16 protein-coding genes are annotated in these 17,346 nt (G+C 60.4%); 9 read left to right on the top strand and 7 right to left on the bottom strand.

What is annotated here, in order from left to right:
* Positions 1-129 precede the first annotated feature (129 nt).
* The gene (gene ubiG, locus VH564_RS07900; RefSeq protein WP_423339254.1) at positions 130-891 is read right to left on the bottom strand and encodes a bifunctional 2-polyprenyl-6-hydroxyphenol methylase/3-demethylubiquinol 3-O-methyltransferase UbiG; all 762 of its coding nucleotides are present in this window, start codon (positions 889-891) and stop codon (positions 130-132) included.
* A 1,200-nt stretch (positions 892-2,091) separates the two neighbouring features.
* Here ubiG and VH564_RS07905 point away from each other — a divergent pair.
* The 4 genes from VH564_RS07905 to VH564_RS07920 all read left to right on the top strand — a co-directional run bounded on the left by VH564_RS07905 (position 2,092) and on the right by VH564_RS07920 (position 5,388).
* A complete protein-coding gene (locus VH564_RS07905; protein WP_423339255.1) occupies positions 2,092-3,444 on the top strand; it encodes an LLM class flavin-dependent oxidoreductase in 1,353 nt (450 codons plus the stop codon).
* 53 nt (positions 3,445-3,497) lie between these two features.
* Positions 3,498-4,013 carry a response regulator gene (locus tag VH564_RS07910; protein ID WP_423339256.1) on the top strand — a complete coding sequence of 172 codons (516 nt, stop codon included), beginning with the start codon at positions 3,498-3,500 and terminating at the stop codon, positions 4,011-4,013.
* Between the two features lie 51 nt (positions 4,014-4,064).
* A complete protein-coding gene (locus VH564_RS07915) occupies positions 4,065-4,388 on the top strand; it encodes a hypothetical protein (protein WP_423339257.1) in 324 nt (107 codons plus the stop codon).
* Between the two features lie 247 nt (positions 4,389-4,635).
* Positions 4,636-5,388 (top strand): outer membrane protein, encoded by a 753-nt coding sequence (locus VH564_RS07920; protein WP_423339258.1) that lies wholly within the window; start codon positions 4,636-4,638, stop codon positions 5,386-5,388.
* A gap of 99 nt (positions 5,389-5,487) precedes the next feature.
* Here VH564_RS07920 and VH564_RS07925 read toward each other — a convergent pair whose 3' ends face one another.
* Both VH564_RS07925 and VH564_RS07930 read right to left on the bottom strand, forming a co-directional pair.
* Positions 5,488-6,189 (bottom strand): ROK family protein, encoded by a 702-nt coding sequence (locus VH564_RS07925; RefSeq protein WP_423339259.1) that lies wholly within the window; start codon positions 6,187-6,189, stop codon positions 5,488-5,490.
* Between the two features lie 147 nt (positions 6,190-6,336).
* Positions 6,337-6,903, bottom strand: coding sequence for a DUF4337 family protein (locus tag VH564_RS07930; RefSeq protein ID WP_423339260.1), 567 nt, complete (start codon positions 6,901-6,903; stop codon positions 6,337-6,339).
* A gap of 240 nt (positions 6,904-7,143) precedes the next feature.
* Between VH564_RS07930 and VH564_RS07935 the strand changes: the two genes are divergently transcribed.
* From VH564_RS07935 to repC, 4 genes are all read left to right on the top strand, one after another.
* On the top strand, positions 7,144-7,362 hold the full coding sequence (locus VH564_RS07935; RefSeq protein WP_423339261.1) for a hypothetical protein: 219 nt from the start codon (positions 7,144-7,146) through the stop codon (positions 7,360-7,362).
* A gap of 218 nt (positions 7,363-7,580) precedes the next feature.
* Positions 7,581-8,795 (top strand): plasmid partitioning protein RepA, encoded by a 1,215-nt coding sequence (gene repA, locus VH564_RS07940; RefSeq protein ID WP_423339262.1) that lies wholly within the window; start codon positions 7,581-7,583, stop codon positions 8,793-8,795.
* The gene (repB, locus tag VH564_RS07945) at positions 8,792-9,808 is read left to right on the top strand and encodes a plasmid partitioning protein RepB (protein ID WP_423339263.1); all 1,017 of its coding nucleotides are present in this window, start codon (positions 8,792-8,794) and stop codon (positions 9,806-9,808) included. Before repA ends, repB begins: the two co-directional genes overlap by 4 nt.
* Positions 9,809-10,008: 200 nt before the next feature.
* On the top strand, positions 10,009-11,388 hold the full coding sequence (gene repC / locus VH564_RS07950; protein ID WP_423339264.1) for a plasmid replication protein RepC: 1,380 nt from the start codon (positions 10,009-10,011) through the stop codon (positions 11,386-11,388).
* 230 nt (positions 11,389-11,618) lie between these two features.
* On the opposite strand, the gene VH564_RS07955 is transcribed toward repC, so the two are convergent.
* Positions 11,619-12,317 carry a type 1 glutamine amidotransferase domain-containing protein gene (locus VH564_RS07955; RefSeq protein ID WP_423339265.1) on the bottom strand — a complete coding sequence of 233 codons (699 nt, stop codon included), beginning with the start codon at positions 12,315-12,317 and terminating at the stop codon, positions 11,619-11,621.
* Positions 12,318-12,460: 143 nt separating this feature from the next.
* Here VH564_RS07955 and VH564_RS07960 point away from each other — a divergent pair, with 143 nt between their 5' ends.
* Positions 12,461-13,366: a LysR substrate-binding domain-containing protein gene (locus tag VH564_RS07960; protein WP_423339266.1), complete on the top strand. Its 906-nt coding sequence runs from the start codon at positions 12,461-12,463 to the stop codon at positions 13,364-13,366.
* Between the two features lie 222 nt (positions 13,367-13,588).
* Here VH564_RS07960 and VH564_RS07965 read toward each other — a convergent pair whose 3' ends face one another.
* The 3 genes from VH564_RS07965 to VH564_RS07975 form a co-directional block, all read right to left on the bottom strand.
* A complete protein-coding gene (locus VH564_RS07965; protein WP_423339267.1) occupies positions 13,589-15,667 on the bottom strand; it encodes a TonB-dependent siderophore receptor in 2,079 nt (692 codons plus the stop codon).
* A 474-nt stretch (positions 15,668-16,141) separates the two neighbouring features.
* Positions 16,142-16,669, bottom strand: coding sequence for a DUF4142 domain-containing protein (locus VH564_RS07970; RefSeq protein WP_423339268.1), 528 nt, complete (start codon positions 16,667-16,669; stop codon positions 16,142-16,144).
* A 223-nt stretch (positions 16,670-16,892) separates the two neighbouring features.
* Positions 16,893-17,132: a DUF6894 family protein gene (locus tag VH564_RS07975; RefSeq protein ID WP_423339269.1), complete on the bottom strand. Its 240-nt coding sequence runs from the start codon at positions 17,130-17,132 to the stop codon at positions 16,893-16,895.
* Between the last annotated feature and the right edge of the window lie 214 nt (positions 17,133-17,346).

Genomic DNA, 17,346 nt, shown 5'->3' on the forward strand with positions numbered 1-17,346 from the left:
AAACCGTCTCCGCTCCATATTCCGTGCGCGATGCAGGATTTCGACTGCCGTTGCCGTGACGCGATAGAAGATCAACCCTGTCAAAGAACCCTGCGTCGCGCGCAGCAGCGGCCGTTGCCTGCGGCCGCGTCATTTTGGGCGCTTGGCGACCATCATGTAGTTGACGTCCATGTCCTTCGACAGGTTCCACTGGTTCTGCAGCGGCGAGAAGAACACGCCGGTGCGGGCGGTGAAGACGAGGCCGTTTTCCAGCAGCGGCTTTTCGACCTCTTCCGGGCGAACCAGCTTTTCATATTGATGGGTGCCGCGCGGCAGCCAGCGGAGCACGTTTTCGGCCGCGAAAATCGCCAGCGCGGCGGCCTTCATGGTCCGGTTGATCGTGGCAACGAACATCATGCCGCCGGGGCGCACCATCTGGGCGCAGGTCGAGAGGAAGAAGGGCACGTCGGAGACGTGTTCGACGACTTCCATATTGAGGATGATGTCGAAGGTCTCGCCTGAAGCCGCCAGCTGTTCGGCGGTGACGGGTCGGTAGTCGACCGTAACGCCGGACTGGCGGGCATGGGTGGAGGCGATGCCGATGTTCTTTTCCGACGGGTCGGCGCCGACCACCTCGGCTCCCATCCGTGCCATCGGCTCCGAGAGCAGCCCGCCGCCGCAGCCGATGTCGAGGACGCGCAGTCCCTCCAGCGGGCGGGCAGCGCGCGGGTCACGGCCGAAATTCTCGGCGGCGCGATCGCGGATATAGGCGAGCCGCACCGGGTTGAACTTGTGCAGCGGCTTGAACTTGCCGGTCGGGCTCCACCATTCCGCCGCCATTGCCGAAAAGCGGTCGACCTCGCTCTGGTCGATGGTGGTCTTGGCCTTGGTGTTCTCAGCCGCTTCGGTCATCGTCTGGCTCCTTGTCCTGTTCCTGTGAAGTCGGACGATCGGTGTCGGAAGTCAAGGGCGGAGGGCCGCGCTTTGCGTGCCGGAGCCGGTCCGCAGGCGGACCGCGTCACTCAACCGCAGTTCGGTGGCACCTCCCGCTTCTTCCATGGGACCTGGTTGCCCGGAGCCAAGCCGCTTCGGTCACGCGGCGGGTCTCCGTCCGTGTCATGGGGCATTTCAGTATCCTTTTCGCCGTTTGGGCAGGCTTTCGCCGCCTTGGGCAGGCCGGATCGGCCGGGGCACATCGGGTGCCTGGTAAGTTTTTAGTTTAGGTGACACACGATGTGCCCCGTTCGGCTTTTTTATCCGCAACTCCAGATCCTCTGTTTCCGACCCAGGTCCCCTTTCGGGAAAAAGCTGCCGGAGTTACGCCACACAGGCATGCCGGGCTGCTTGATGCCGCCGCCCGAAGGGATCCATTTTCTGCGGACTCCTGTCGAAACCGCCTGCGTAGACAGCAACCCCGACAAGCACCGGCCCCACCTCGCCGGCAACGCAGACCGGTGTATCCGAGGGTGGAACGGGSAGAAGTATAGGYSRGSCCGGAAAWGYGGGGATGAAATWATGTNWTTTTCATTGATTCCATTGGGAAATCCTGATGGTTTATCCCCAGGTGTGCCGCAAGCGACGCATCGTTTGGCGGMGCGCACRGTCCCTGCCTCACCTCATTCCTGTGCTCGTCACAGGAATCCAGCCGCCCAAGTCCTTGGGCGAGAAACCCTTCCTTTGACGTGGAGTCTTCTCACGGCGCAGACGCGCCGTGCCTGGATTCCTGTGACGAGCACAGGAATGAGGGAAGCTGGGGTCGTCGCCTCAACCCATGCGATTGGTGTTTTGCGCAGATCAGGAGCAATCGCTTGTGTGCGTTCTCCGTCGGGCCGGGCGTGGTGATAGTGCCATGGCAGCTTTCATTCTTCCAGTCGGCAAGGGAGGCGAATTCTCGGCGCCAAGCCATCTTGTCACCATCGCCGCTCGCTACAGACTGACCTCCGGAATCCGGTCGTCCAGCGCGAATTCTCCGCCAGCCGGGTATCGGCCCGTCCCTCGCCTTCGGAAAGTCTCTCGTAAACCCGCTCCCCGGCTTGTTCATTGCCGCGCGCGCAATTACCACTGGTCCGATGTCCATCGAGACAGAAGACCTACACTTGCGAGAGAACCGCGATGGCACGCCAGGACAAGTTGAAGCTCGGCACATTCGTCTACACATTCGGGTTCCACCCGGCAGCCTGGCTGCATCCCGACAGCGACGTCAACGGCGCCAATGACTTCAGCCATCTGTTGAATGTCACCAAGCTGTCGGAAGCGGCGAAGCTGGATTTCATGTTCCTGGCCGATTCCGCCGCCGCTGCCGTCGGCGATGCCGATGCGCTCGCCCGTCAGCCGACCAAGATGAACCGCTTCGAACCCACCTCGCTGCTGTCGGCGCTGGCGGTCAGCACCACAAGGCTTGGCTTGGTCGGAACCGTCTCGACCAGCTATTACGAGCCCTACAATGTCGCCCGCATCTTTGCCTCGATCGATCACCTGTCGAAGGGGCGGGTGTGCTGGAACGTCGTCACCTCCGACCACAACGAGACCGGCTACAACTTCAACCGCGAAGGTCTCGATCCGCATGAGGTTCGCTATGAGCGCGGCCGGGAGTTCGTCGATGTCGTCTTCGGCCTCTGGGACAGTTTCGAGCGGGATGCCCTGCTTCTCGACCGCGACAGCGGCCTCTACTACGACAAGGACAAGCTGCACACGCTCGACCACAAGGGCAAGCACTTCCAGGTTCGCGGGCCCCTCAACATCGCCAGTTCGCCGCAGGGCCGCCCGGTGATCGCCCAGGCCGGCGGGTCGGAGCCCGGCATGGAGCTTGCCGCCCGCACCGCCGAGGTGGTGTTCAGCCTTGCCTCCAACATCGAGCGCAGCCGTGCCTTCTACAAGAACGTCAAGGGGCGCATGGCCGCCTATGGCCGCAACGAAGACGATCTGAAGATCATGCCCGGCGTGGTCCTCAACGTCGGCGCCACGGCCGAAGAGGCGCAGGCCAAGGTGGACTTCATGCTCGACAGGCTGCACCCCGATGTCGGGCGGCTGATGCTCTCGGAGTTTCTCGAGGCCGATCTCACCGGCGTGCCCATGGACAAGCCCTTCCCCATGGACAAGCTGCCGGAGACGCCGCGCGGGTCGAAGGCGCTGTTCGACGAGTTGGTCGACTTTGTCAACAAGGGCCATACCGTGGGTGAACTGGTGCGCCACTACGCTGAAAAGCACACCGGCAATGGCATCACCGGCACACCTGCGCAGATTGCCGACTTCATGGAGGAATGGTTCGAGACGCGGGCAGCGGATGGGTTCATCCTGATGTTTCCGACCCTGCCAGCGAGCCTTGTCGACTTTACGGAATTGGTGCTGCCGGAATTGCGGCGGCGCGGCCTATTCCGCGAGGAATACGAGGGCACGACTTTGCGCGAAAACCTCGGGCTTTCCATGCCGATCAATCGCTACACGGCGGCCCGCAACAAAGATTGAACCGGCGGATTTGACTTGCGGCAGCGGTCTGGAACCGGGGCGCGGGCATTGTCTTGCACCAAGCCGCTGGTTTGCGGGCGATCGGCGGCCAAGCCCGAATCGAGGGCTGCTGGCTGCATATAAACAATAGGTTATCAACTCTTGAACTCGTCTCACGGATGCCCATTTCGGCAGCGAAGTTAGTCCGTGGAGTAGACATGAAAGTTTTAGTCGTTGAGGACGAACCCATCATTGCGTTCGATCTTGAAAACCTCGTGCTCGACAACGGATTCGAAATTGCCGGCCTGGCGCGCACCCAGGCAGAAGCCTTGGCGCTGGCGCCCAAAGCCGACATTGCTCTCGTCGACGTTCAGCTTGCGGATGGTCCAACCGGGCCGGCGATCGCCCGGACGTTGATTGACCAATACGGGATCGAGGTTATCTTCATGACCGGAAACCCCGAAATGGTGGCGAGCTTCGCCGGCAAGGTCTGTGTCGTTCCCAAGCCCCAGAGCCTGGGGAAAATCGAGGGAGCCCTGGTGATGGCTCTCTCCAACCTGCAAAAGCGGCGACAGGCGCGCGCTTCCTAACTTCCGATCACCACTCTCTCAACTATCGATTTTAGACAGGCATGACTGGCATTGACGAATACCCCGCAGACACGTGCAGCCGTATTACAGCAGACCATCGAAAAATTCCGGACAGCCGGCATTCCCATCGACAGCGATCCAATCCTACACGGCTGGTTGGAAACCTGGGTCGATGGCGGGTTGAAGATGTCTGATATCGCGCAGCGCTACCAGGACCTTCTGAAGACGAGACTTGCCGGCAAGGCGAGAGCGGTCAAGCCGAACGCGGCGGATGCGCCGATGGGGATTGAGGACAATCTTCGCTTCATGGACCAGCACGAGCTGCTGGAAGAAGTGGCGCGGCTGCTGGCGGACAGGCCGGACAGTCACGAATGAGCGCTATCCGATTCCCCCCGCTATCTTGATCTATGCAAGAGCTCACTTTCCTCCGCTCGCGCATGACGCGAAACTACGAAGGCGCTCTCACAATTGGTGTGGCAAGATCGCAACGGTATGTGATTAGCTGCCTAGTGAATTGTTTAAAACTGTCGTTTCGAGCAGGCAAATCAGCTCAACCCGCCTATATCAGTCATGTATTGAACACGCCCGGTCCTATGCCCGGTGCAATGTCTAAGGAAATCAAATGAAGAAGCTCCTCCTCGCGGCCCTGGTCTCGACCTCGCTTGTGTCTGTAGCCGGCGCTGCCGATCTGACCCCGCCAATGCAGCCGCCGTCGGTCGTCGACAACGGCGTTGGCTTTTACATCGGTTCGCTGAGCTCGGTTTCCTTCCTAAAGCACACCGACTTCGACATCGCTGGCCTCAACATCGACACCAAGTACGACACGGGCTTCTACAGCGCGATCCGCGGCGGTTATAACTTTGGCTCGATGGGCTTCGTTACGCCGCGCGTCGAACTCGAAGTCGGCTACGGCACGGCATCGGTCGACGAGCACCGCGTAGGTGGCATCGGCACCTTCGCCTCGATCAATTCCTACGGCGATGCAAACACCATCCAGGGCTTCGTCAACGGCTACCTCGACATCCCGCTCGCGCCTGCTGGCGACACCGGCATGCTGTCGGTCTTTACGCCCTATGTCGGCGGCGGCGTCGGCGCCATGAACCTGAAGCTGCGCAAGCAGGGCGTTGGCGGCGTCGGCACGCTGATGGACGACAACAACACGGCATTCGCATATCACCTCGACGCCGGCGTCGGCATCAACCTGCAGAGCATTCCGATGTTCTCCGGCTCTTCGCTGTTCGAAAAGACGACGCTCGATATCGGCTATCGCTACACGGCCGCCGACAACTTCGACTTCAAGGCGATCGACAACTCGTCGTCCAGCACCGACTTCCGCAGCAATGCTGTCACCTTCGGTCTGCGCAAGCAGTTCTAAGCTTCGGCTGAATTCGACAAGTCTGAAAACGGCCCCGGCATTGTCCGGGGCCGTTTGTTTTGGTGCGGTGTTCGAAAGCGGCGCCAGAGGCGCCTGGCGTTACACGATCAGCGATGTGTCGCGCCAGAGACGGAAGCCGCCCTCGAAGGCGCGGGTGTTGTCGCCGCGCTGGCAGGCGGCGGGAAGTTCATCCAGCTTGTCGACATTCCCACCACCGATGACGATATAGTCGGGCTGCAGGGCGGCCTTGATCTGCTCCACGACATCAAAGACATGGCCGCGCCACTTCTTCTTGCCGCGCTTTTTCAGGCTAGCCTCCCCGACGGAGTCCTCGAAGGTCCGGCCCTTCTTGTGCGGCAGATGGGCAAGCTCCAGGGGCTGCGCGACATTGTCGAGCACCATCGCCGAGCCGAGCCCCGTTCCAAGACCTAGGAACAGCATTCGCCCGCCGTCATAGCTGCCGATCGCCTGCATCAGGGCATCATTGACCACTTTCACCGGCTTGCCGAGGCTGTGTTCGAAATCGAAACCGGCCCATCCGCTGCCGAGATTAACGGGTTCTGCAAAGGCGCGATTGTTGCGTACCGGGCCGGGATAGCCGATCGACACCACATCATAGTTGAGATCGGCCAGCAATGGCGCGATCGCGTCAAGCATGGCTCCGGCGCTCATTGACGGCCCGGATTCTATCTTTTGCTCGGTGCCGCCATCGCTGGTCATCACCTTGACGTGGGAGCCGCCCACGTCGATCGACAGGATAACGGGCTGGGCAACTTCAGTCCGGCTTTTGGTTTTCGTCATTTTCAGTTCCTGCATAGGCGGGTCTCGCGATCGATCCCGGTCGTTCCTGCTATATTGCTGTGGATCGTCTGTGGAAGACAATATTCAGAGCGGCTCATCAAATGTTTAAGGGCGCAGACGGTTTGAGTGCAAGCACGGACGCGGCTATCAGCCGACATAGGCCGCCGCTGCGACAGTTGTGCCGAGCAAGCCCAGCGCCAGCGATGCATACCACGGCCAACGCTGGCCGCCAGTGATGATGGCGATGGTTGCGATCGCGATCGCGATATGCAGCAAGGTCGCGGCTATGGTCAAAAAATGATGCCGCTCTTCATGGATCTCGGCCTGTTCGATGGATTGATCGGACCTTGTTTCGAAGTCCTTCGCGGCCTTGGCGATCTCCTGTCCCTCCGCCTCGTTGCCCTTGGCGCGCGCCTGCCAATCGGCCGCAGCCGTCCCGCCCTGCGTCGCGGCGATCTCTTCCATGGTCTTCTTGAGGCTTTTCGCCTGGAAGAAGTTCCAGTTGTCCGTCGCCTTGTTCTGGAAAAGCACGGCCTGCGACCGCGCCGCCGTTGCAGCGCCGCTTTCGATAGTTTCAAGGCTGCCGGCGCCCGCTGCCAATACGGCGAGGGCCGCGATGCTGACCGCCACTTTCGATAGAAAGCTGTTGCCGCTATGGGCGGCATGCTGGGCGTGCTCGGTATGTTCGTATGCTTCCGTCGGTTCCTGATCCATCGCTACCCTCTTTCAATCGCGCCGCCCTCCCGTGCGGACACAGAGTTGGCCACCAAGGCAATTTTGTGATCGCCAACGGGAAGGTTGTCTCTTGGTTGTGGCGGGTTGAGGGGGCAAGGGCACAGGGCCGGAGTGTGAAGGACAACCTGAAATTAACGCCGATGGCTGAAATATGGCGATCTGCATTGACAGGATGAAGCGACGATCTAAACTCAAGTCAGGTGGTATGGGGTAGCACAAATGACGCGTTTCGAGGAGACGAGAAGAATAAACTGCCGCGACGATGCCGGGAAACATATCGTCATTGTCGAGCACCGGAAGTGGCCGCGCTTTTCCAAGGCCGACACGCCGGTAGAGCCCATTTTCGACTATATGACCGAAGACGGCCAGGTGGCGAACAAGCTCAACGGCGAGCAATTCCTCTTGTTGTTGACGGACGAAGTCTACCGGGCCTCTTGAAGGTTCGCCTGCTCCGCTGAGCTAGGGCAGGCTTGTCTTGCCGAAATACTTAAGTTGCCAACTGGCAACTGGAATGACGGCGCGCTCTTCCTCTGCCCACCGCATTAACCCACGGTTGAGGCTAGGCTTTCGTTAACCCTTATTTTCTTGCCAAGCCTTGCGACTCGCGGCATCCTCGCCTACGGGATATGCATGGACTGTGGAGAAAATGCGTAGTTATGACGAAGGCCCGTAGCCAGCCCCTGGAGGCCGTTGCTCGAAGGCGCCCGATGACGGAAGTCATCGCAGCCGACGGCGCTGCCTTGTCGCAGGAGTTGCTGGCCATGCGGCAGGCGCTGTTTCCGCCGGTTTCGCAGAAGACCTTACGCTCCTTCTCTTCCGTCGAGTCGGCCAAGCTGATCGGCATCGCCGACGCTTATCTTCGCCAGCTGTCGCTGAATGGCAAGGGGCCGCAGCCTGCGATCGGCAGCGGGGGCCGTCGCTCCTACACGCTCGACCAGATCAACATGATCCGCGCGGTGCTTGACGAAAATTCCAAGGGCAAGCGCTATGCGCCCCGGCGGCGTGGCGAAGAGCATTGCCAGGTGATGGCGGCGGTTAACTTCAAGGGCGGCAGCGGCAAGACGACGACGGCCGCCCATCTCGCGCAGTATCTGGCGCTGAAGGGATACCGCGTTCTGGCTGTCGATCTCGATCCGCAGGCATCGTTGACGGCGCTGCACGGCTATCAGCCGGAGTATGACATCGGCCCGAACGAGACGATGTACGGCGCGGTGCGCTACGACGGCGATCGCCGGCCGCTGCGCGACATCATACGCAAAAGCTATATTCCCGGCCTCGATCTGGTTCCGGGCAATCTGGAACTGATGGAATTCGAGCACGATACGCCGAGGGCGCTCGCGGAGCGCTCGGCCGAACCGTTTTTTGGACGCGTGGCCTCTGCGCTCGGCACCGTTGCCGAGGATTACGACATCATGGTTCTCGACTGCCCGCCGCAGTTGGGCTTTCTGACGCTCGGCGCCCTCTGCGCGTCGACCGGCCTGCTGATCACCGCGCATCCCCAGATGCTCGATATCATGTCCATGTGCCAGTTCCTGCTGATGGCTTCCGATCTTCTCGGCGTGGTCCAGGAATCCGGCGGAGATCTTGATTATGATTTCATTCGCTATGTGGTGACGCGCTACGAGCCATCGGACGCGCCGCAGGCGCAGATGGTCGGCTTCATGCGCTCGCTTTTCCGCGAACGCGTTCTGACAAACGTCATGGTGAAGTCGACGGCAGTCTCGGATGCTGGGCTGTCGAAACAGACGCTCTACGAAATTGGCCGCGAAAACTTCTCCAAGAGCACTTACGACCGGGCAATCGAGTCGCTCGATTCCGTCAATGGTGAAATCGAAGGTCTGATCCGACAGGCCTGGGGGAGAGCGGCATGAGCAGGAAAGACACGCTAAAGGCCATGCTGTCCCGCCGCGAGCAGGAGTTGCCAAATGACAACTCCCCTGCCCAGGATATGACCTCGATCCTGGAGACGGGCGCCGAAAAGAAGCTTCATCACATTCGATCCGGCGCCGTCGGCGCCATGGGCCGTACGCTCGGCAACATCGCTAGCGCCGCCGACCAGGCCAGAGCGTTGATCGCGGCAGGCGCGGCGGTCGTGGAAATACCCACGGACAAGATCGAGGCCTCGTTCATTTCAGACCGTCTTGACCATGATGGCGAGGATTTTGCCCGCCTGACCTCGGCGATCAGGGAATCCGGACAGAAAAGCCCGATCCTGGTGCGGCCGCATCCGGATGATCCGGAGGGCTACCAGATCGTCTTCGGACATCGGCGCGTCCGCGTCTTGGCCGCGCTCGGTCTTCCCGTCAAAGCGGTGGTGCAGAACCTCAGCGACGAAGAACTCGTTATCATCCAGGGGCAGGAGAATTCCGCCCGTGCCGACCTCAGCTATATCGAGCGCGGCCTGTTCGCCTTGGCGCTGGAGAAGCACGGCTTCGACAGGCGGGTCATGATGTCGTCGCTCGGCATGGAGAAGACCCAGCTTTCCAAACTGCTGACAGTCGTCCATTCCCTGCCACGATCTCTGATACAGGCAATCGGCGCGGCCCCCAAGGCAGGACGGCCGCGGTGGGCGTTGCTTGCGGAGCGGCTCGGTGAGAAGAAAAAGGGCATCCTGCTGGATGATCTGCTGAGCAGCCGTGCCTTCCAGGAGGCCGACAGCAATGGCCGTTTTGCGCTTGTGATGAGAGCCTTGTCCGTGCAGAAGGTGGCCAAGAAAGCCGAGGCGCTGAAACGCGACGACGGCGTCAAGATTGCCACGGTCGAGCGTAGCGGTGGCAAGGTCAGCATGATTTTCAATGAGAAGGCAGCACCTGCCTTCGCCGACTATATCGCCGCCCGCCTTGCCGAGCTGCATCAATCCTATCTCGCCGAGCAGGCCGACTAAGCCTGCGGATCGAGCGATAGCTTTAAACGAACTAAGAGAGGACTATACCGCAAAAGAAAAAGGCCCCCCAAACGTTTCCGTCCAGGAAGCCTTCCTCGTATTCTAGCAGATCGAGAATCGCACTTCCCGGAATCACTGTCAAGAGTTTTGGCGCCGTTTGGTGAGCGGATTTCTATTGCCTTATTGAAGGTGATGAGAAGATGCAAACAGGAAGTGTGACGACGCCCTTTGGGCGGCGGTCAATGACGCTCGGCATGCTGGCAAGCCAGCAGCAGGCCCAGGCTATCGCTCCGGACCAAGCGGTCGACAAATGGAAGATCTTTCGCGCGCTCTGCGAGGCTAAGCCGTTGCTCGGGCTATCCGACCGGGCGCTGGCAGTGCTTAACGCGCTGCTCAGCTTCTATCCCGGCAACGAAATGAGTGCGGAGCGCGGATTGGTGGTCTTTCCCTCCAATGTGCAGCTGTCGATCCGCGCCCATGGGATAGCCCCCGCGACGCTTCGCCGTCATCTTGCGGCCTTGGTGGAAGCGGGGCTGCTGCTGCGCAAGGACAGCCCGAACGGCAAGCGTTTTGCACGTCGCGACGGTGAGGGCGAGGTCGACCAGGCCTACGGCTTCAATATCGCGCCGCTGATTGCCCGCGCCGGCGAGATCCAGCTGCTCGCAGCCCAGGTGGCAGCCGATCGCGAATTGTTTCGGGCAACGCGGGAGCGCCTATCTCTCTGCCGGCGCGACATTGCCAAGCTGATCGAGACCGCGCTGGAAGAGGGCGTTTCGGGCGACTGGATGATGGTCCACGGACATTTTCGCGCGCTGGTATCGGCCATTCCGCGCTCACCTTCAATCCACGACATCGAGCCAATCGTTGAGGAAATGGAAATGTTGCGCCAGGAAGTAATCAACCTGCTGGAAACACGTCTAAATTCAACAAAAATGCACGGCAATGAGTCTCATCTTGAGCGCCACATACAGAATTCAAATACCGAATCTACATCTGATCTTGAACCGACTTCGATAAAGAAGCGGAGCGAAACTCCGGCATTACCCAATCGGCTTGGCGGGATGCCGGAAGAAAACGATGCGCAGCAAAAGCAATCCGATCTGTCTCCGTCGGCGGCCGAGGTAAGTCCGGTCGATCCGGCCAGGCTGACATTGGCGGCGGGCGGGCCATCCGCTGCCATGGCGGGCGAAACGAAATCTGCGCGGCGGCCATCCGCGGCGCCAGCGTCCGGACTGAAATCCTTTCCGCTCGGCCTGGTGCTTCAGGCTTGCCCGGAGATCGCCGCCTACGGACCGGACGGCGGGATTGCCAACTGGCGCGAGCTGATGACGGCGGCCGTCGTGGTGCGCTCGATGTTGGGCGTCAGTCCAAGCGCCTACGAGGAGGCGTGCGGCATCATGGGACCGGAGAATGCGGCAACCGTCATCGCCTGCCTGCTTGAGCGGGCCAACACTATCAACTCGGCCGGCGGCTATCTTCGCGATCTCACCAGGCGTGCCGAACGCGGCGAGTTCGCCATCGGCCCGATGCTGATGTCGCTGGCCCGGGCAAATGCCGGGAGGTCGGAACTGGCGGGATGAGAGGGGCGAAGCCTGATGGGACGGGTCGCGGCTGCTCGGCACTCGCCAGCCCATGCCGGCAATTCTGCATCGAGAGCAGTTCGCCTGAAGGAGCTTTGCGGGCTTTCGTCACCTGCAAACAGGCGAGATTCTCGGCTCCCCGGTCTCGCTGTTCAAGACGCTGGACGAGGCAAGGCCCCGATCTTGCAGGGAACAGCCGCCGATCCGGCGGCTGTTCACCCTGTTCTTGCTTAGGCCGTCTTCACCCTGGGATGGTTCAAGGCCGTGAGGAGCGTTTCGGCCGCCTCGCCGGAGGAGCCAGGGTTCTGGCCGGTGATCAGCTGGCCGTCGACGACGGTATGGACGCCCCAGTCCTTCACCCTCGAGAAGATCGCGCCCTGGCTGATGAGTTCATCCTCGACCAGGAAAGGAACGACATTGGTGAGACCGACGCCCTCCTCTTCCTTGTTGGTGAAGCCGGTCACATAGCGTCCCTGGACGAAGGGCGAGCCATCGGCATTCTTGACATGACGCAGGACGCCCGGGGCATGGCAGACCAGCGCAATCGTCTTGCCGGCGGCGATGAAGGATTCGATCAGCCGGATGGAATTCTCGTCCTCGGCCAGATCCCACATCGGGCCATGACCGCCGGGATAGAAGACCGTGTCGAAGTCCTTCTGGTCGACGCTGTCGAGGCGCACCGTCCGGGCGAGCTGTGCATTGGCTTCTGCGTCGGCCTTGAAGCGATGGGTCAGTTCGGTCTGGAACGTTGGTTCATCGCTCTTCGGATCGAGCGGCGGTTGGCCGCCCTTGGGCGAAGCCAAGGTGATTTCGGCGCCGGCGTCCTTGAGGACGTAATAGGGGGCCGCCAGTTCCTCGAGCCAGAAGCCGGTCTTGCGGCCGGTGTCTCCGAGAGTGTCGTGCGAAGTCAGTACCATGAGAACTTTCATCGTCTTGTCCTTTGCTTGTCGGCCGATGGGCCTGCTGTCTCGATCAGGCCGTGCGCCTTTCGATGAAGACATCATCGCACTGAGGGAGATATTTAAGAAATTTACTTGTTGGATTTTAGATATGCATCTGACACTATAACTGGATGAAATATGACCTGAACCTCCTGCCGGTCTTCTTGGCTCTGATGGAGGAGCGAAGCGTCACCCGGGCTGCCAATCGTCTCGGCATCACCCAGCCCGCCCTTTCAAATTCGCTCAATCGGCTGCGCGATATGCTCAAGGATCCGCTGTTCATCCGCGAGCGATATGGCATCAGGCCGACCCAGCTGGCGGAAGAGATCGCGCCGACGATCGAGGCGGCATTGGCGCAGCTCGACGAGCTGATCGTCCATCAGCAGGACTTCGAGCCGGCAAGCGCCGAGCGGTTGTTCCTGATCGCGCCGAACAGCTACGTCGAACTGGTGCTGATGCCGCCGCTGGTGGCGCGGTTGCGGGAGCTGGCTCCTGGCATAAAACTGCGGCTGACCCCGTTCGGAAACGATCTCGCCGATACCGGGGTCAGTTCGGGCACGACGGCCATGGTGCTTGGCAGGATCATCGATCCGCCCGACAATCTGGTCGTCCAGCATCTGATGGACGATGGGCTTGCCTGCGTCGTGCGCCGCGACCATCCCGACGTCGGCGATAGCCTGAGCCGCGATCTCTATGAGGGCCTGAAACATGTCAACGTGCTGCCGCCCGGGCGAATTCGGGCCGGCGTCTTCCAGGCTCTGGGGCAACAGAATCTGAAGCGCGAGGTCGCCGTGTCGGTGACCCATTTCCTAGCCGTCCCCGAGATGATCGCCGTCACCGACTATTGCGCAACGCTGCCGCGCCTGATCTGCCGCAGCCTGGAGCGCGACCCGCGCCTGAAGGTCATTCCGGCACCCGTCGACCTTGGTACCTTCCCTGTCGAGATGGCCTGGCACGTCCGGTATCGTCACGATCCGGCCCATCGCTGGCTGAGAAGCCTGGTGAGCGACCTCGCTAAAGGCGTAGCAACGCCGTGACGGATGGCGGCGGCTGGATCGCGGAGGGACAGTCGCCGGTCCGATCATCGGCAGAACAAACGCAGACGCGCGCTGTTTGGAATGCCTGACGCCACCATCGGGGCGGCGCTGAAGACCTTCGACAGCATGATCATGCCGCATTTCACTGGGTCTGCGGCATTCGCCACTGTGACCAGAAATCCGAGCGTGACCTGATCGAGGCTCGGACGCCGGCGTTTTCACCTACCAGGTATATTTTAACGTGCCGATGACGGTGCGTCGATCGCCGTAATATTCCGTACCGTAATAGGCGGTGGCGACATATTTTCGGTCGAAGAGATTGGTGGCGTTGATGGCCAGACTGACGTCCTTGGTGACCTTGTACTTGACGGCGGCATCGATCGTCGCATAGCCGCCGACCGACACCGTATTGGCATCGTCGCCGTAGGTTTGGCCGATGTAACGCACGCCGCCGCCGATGGTCAGGTCGCCGCGCTTTCCCTCGCCTGGAATGGTGTAGTCGAGCCAGGCGGAGGCCATGTTGCGGGGCACGCGCGAGGGCCTGTTGCCGATATTGCCGCCATTGCCATCCTCCCGGATTTCGCCATCCCAATAGGAATAGGCGAGCGTGAGGTTCAGATTGTCGACGATGGCTGCCTTGCCTTCCAGTTCGATCCCCCGCACGCCGACTTTTCCGATCTGCTTTTGTATCAAGGGGTTGATGTAGGTCGGGACGTTCGTCTGCGTGAGGTCGAACAGCGCAACCGTGAACAGGCCATCGAACCCGTCGGGCCGGTATTTGAGGCCGATCTCATATTGCTCGCCCTTCTGCGGTTTCAGCGAACCCGAAACCTCATAGGCATTGGCGCTGGGCGTCACCAGCGGCTGGAAGCTGTCGGAATAGTTGGCATAGGCCGCCAGATTGGGCGAAAACTTGTAGGTCAGCCCGATGCGCTTGGTGAAAGCCGAGGCGGTGTCGTCGTCTCTTGCTCCCGTATCCAGATAATCGGCCGTAGTGTGCACATGATCCCAGCGCCCGCCGAAGGTCACGATCCATTTGTCGTCGATGGTCAACTGCTCCTGCGCGTAGACGCCGAGCGCCTTCTGCCTGACGCGCCAATCGATGTAGGGGCCGAGGTTGATGCAGGAGAGGCCGCAGTAGGACGGGTTGTCGATATCCAGCGGACCGGCCGTGCCCATCAGGATATTCTCCCGCGTGTTGTCATCGGCGTAATCGGTACCGACGAGCGACTTGCTTTCGACGCCGCCCCAGCTCGCATCATATTGGAGCTGGTTGTCGATGGCGTAGCGGTTGGACCCGCCGTCGACCGAAAATGCGGTGCGGTCGGCGGTCGGATCGAGCGATGCCCCGTAGACCTCGGCATAGTCGAGGCTCACATGCGAATAGCGGGCGTTCGAGCGAAATGTCAGGCCGTTGTCGAATTCATGCTGGAACTGGTAGCCGAGATCCGTCTGCTTGGTGTCGAAGCGGTTGAAATCCGGCTCCCCGAGGAAGCGGCTGATATCGATATCGGCGCCGGCCGGAAAACCGCGTGCGCCGGTATTGTCCCGCTTGTTGTAATCCGTGAGGATCGTCAGCGAGGTGCCCTCCTCCGGTTTAATGGTCAGAGCCGGGGCGATATAGAAGCGGTTGTCGTTGGAATAATCCCAGCCGAGATCGCCGTCCTTGGCAAGGGTCGTAAGCCGGTATGTCCATATACCGTCCGGGTCGAGAGGGCCGCCGAAGTCGGCGCCGACTTCCTTCGTCCCGTCGCCATACGATGTATAGACCTCGCCGAATTTCTCGTCCTGCGGACGCTTGGTGATCGCATTGACCAGCCCTCCCGGGCCGTTCAGTCCGAACAGCGTCGATGTCGAGCCCTTCAGGACCTCGACGCGCTGCAGGCCATAGGGCTCAAGCCGGCCTGCGGTAAAGAAGGCAGGGACGCGCGCCGCCAGGCCGTCGCGATAGGTGCCGAGCGTTGTCTGGTCGAAGCCGCGGATGCGGATATAGTCGTAGCGGTCGTCGCTGCCGAACTCGTCGCTGAAGACGCCCGAGGTGTAGGAGATGGCCTGCTGCAGGTTCTGCACATGCCGCGTTTCCAGCTCTTTCTGCGTCACAACCGAAACGGAGGCAGGGATGTCGATGATGGCCGCATCGGTCTTCGTCCCCGTCGCCGTATCCTCGGCGACGAAGTTCTTGTCCGGCCCGACAGCACGATCGGACTTGCCGCTGACGACGATGTTCTTCAGCTGGGTCGCAGCGTTGTCAGAGGCGTCCTGCGCCCAGCCATTTGCGGCCATGCCAAATGATATCGTCATCAGGGCGCTGCTCGTCACCAAATATCTTCCGAACGGACGCACTCTTGCCTGTCGAATCATCTGTCTTTTCCCCTGTCTACGATTGAGCCCCAACACGATTCCAGGTGAACCGCGCTACGGACCTATCAAAACAGGATAAAATGAGTCAACTTAAAATTCACGGGTGCGTGAAGCCCATACCGGGATAAAGCCTTTCAAGGCTATGCCCTGGTAATTCTTTGGGATTCGGGAGAATGTTGAGATGTCGGGCACCAGGCGAATACGGCAATCCACCGATTGCACAGCCGCTGCGGACCGGTCCTATGCCCTGCTGAAACGTCGCGTACACGGTGGGAACACTCTGCCGGGCGATCCGTGAGCCGTGCTGGTTGGCGATGAGCCTTGCGGGTGGTTGCGCAGCCATCGTGGTGGTAAAGTTATGGAAATGGCCTGCCGTGATAGCGGCAGGCCATGGTCATGCGATCGAGACGAAGGTTACTTATCGAGGTCCTGCGCCATCATGAGATGGTGCTCGAGGGCCGGACGTGTGGTTGCGGCCCAGCTCTTCAGCTCGGCGTTTTCCCCACCATCGCCGTAGCGCTTGAAAAGATCGACGGCGTCCTTGTGGGCCGAGACCTGGTCGCTGTGATACTGATCGTTGAAGTCATCGCCCTTGAGGCCGTTGAGCTTGTCGATCATGCTCTGCTGCGACGAGGTCATCGCCGTCGGGATCATCGCCTTCACCTTGCCGGAAGTGACCATCTGCTTCAATTCGGCGGTCGTCTTCGTGTGGTCGGCAATCATCTGCTGCGCGAATGCCTTGGTCGCCGCATCGCCGCGTTCGGCGGCGAGCTTGCTGGAGGCAATTTCAAACATATCGCTCGATGCCGCTTCGGTGACGAAATCCTCGGTCTTGGGCGCGTTGCCCATCAGCGAGTTGACACCCGTGGACTCGGCCGCCGTCTGTGCAAAGGCAACGGTCGATATCAGTGCGAATGCGGTGGAAAGTAAGATTTTCTTCATATTTTTTCTCCTTCGCATCCTCAACTTGTACCAGAATCATTTGTTCCCGGACTTCGTCCGCCTTGAGTAGGCCGGCAACCCAACTTCAATGTCTTCGGGAGATTGTAGCCGGCAGCGATCGGCTGGGATGAAAATGCTATCAAAGCTTCGACGAAGCAGGCGCCCAAATGGCGTGATCGCGGGCTCAGGCAGATAGCTCTGCACGCGACAGGCCTGACAATGCTCAATCTGCGCGGTTTAATGCCGATTTGAAGAGCCCGGTTCGCAGAATGTCCCCGGTGGCGTCACAGATTTCGATCGAGCGGCCTGAGATGTCCCGTCCCTCAAGGATAGCGTCGCTCATCAATCTCCTGGCATCCAGTATCGCTTCAGCTTCGGCGATTTCGATATTCGCAAGCTCGCTGCCTTCTGGATCACAGATCTTTCCGGCGGTATTTATGACGTTGAAATAGAATACCGGCATCGGCAACCCTCCGCTTGGGTATCAAACCAGCTTCGCGGTCAACTGTTCCAGGCCCTTTTTTGACGCTGGTTCAGTGCCTCCGGCCTCAATCGGCGGCTTGGCCTGCGTTGATGCTTTGCCGATCGGCATCTCATCTCTTGGCATCTGACGGCGTCACCGCACCTTCGGCTAGAGAAATGGCAACCTTTCGATCACGTCCACGTTGACTGGCACG

It is taken from the genome of Rhizobium sp. HT1-10, from assembly GCF_049472505.1.
Taxonomy (GTDB): domain Bacteria; phylum Pseudomonadota; class Alphaproteobacteria; order Rhizobiales; family Rhizobiaceae; genus Rhizobium.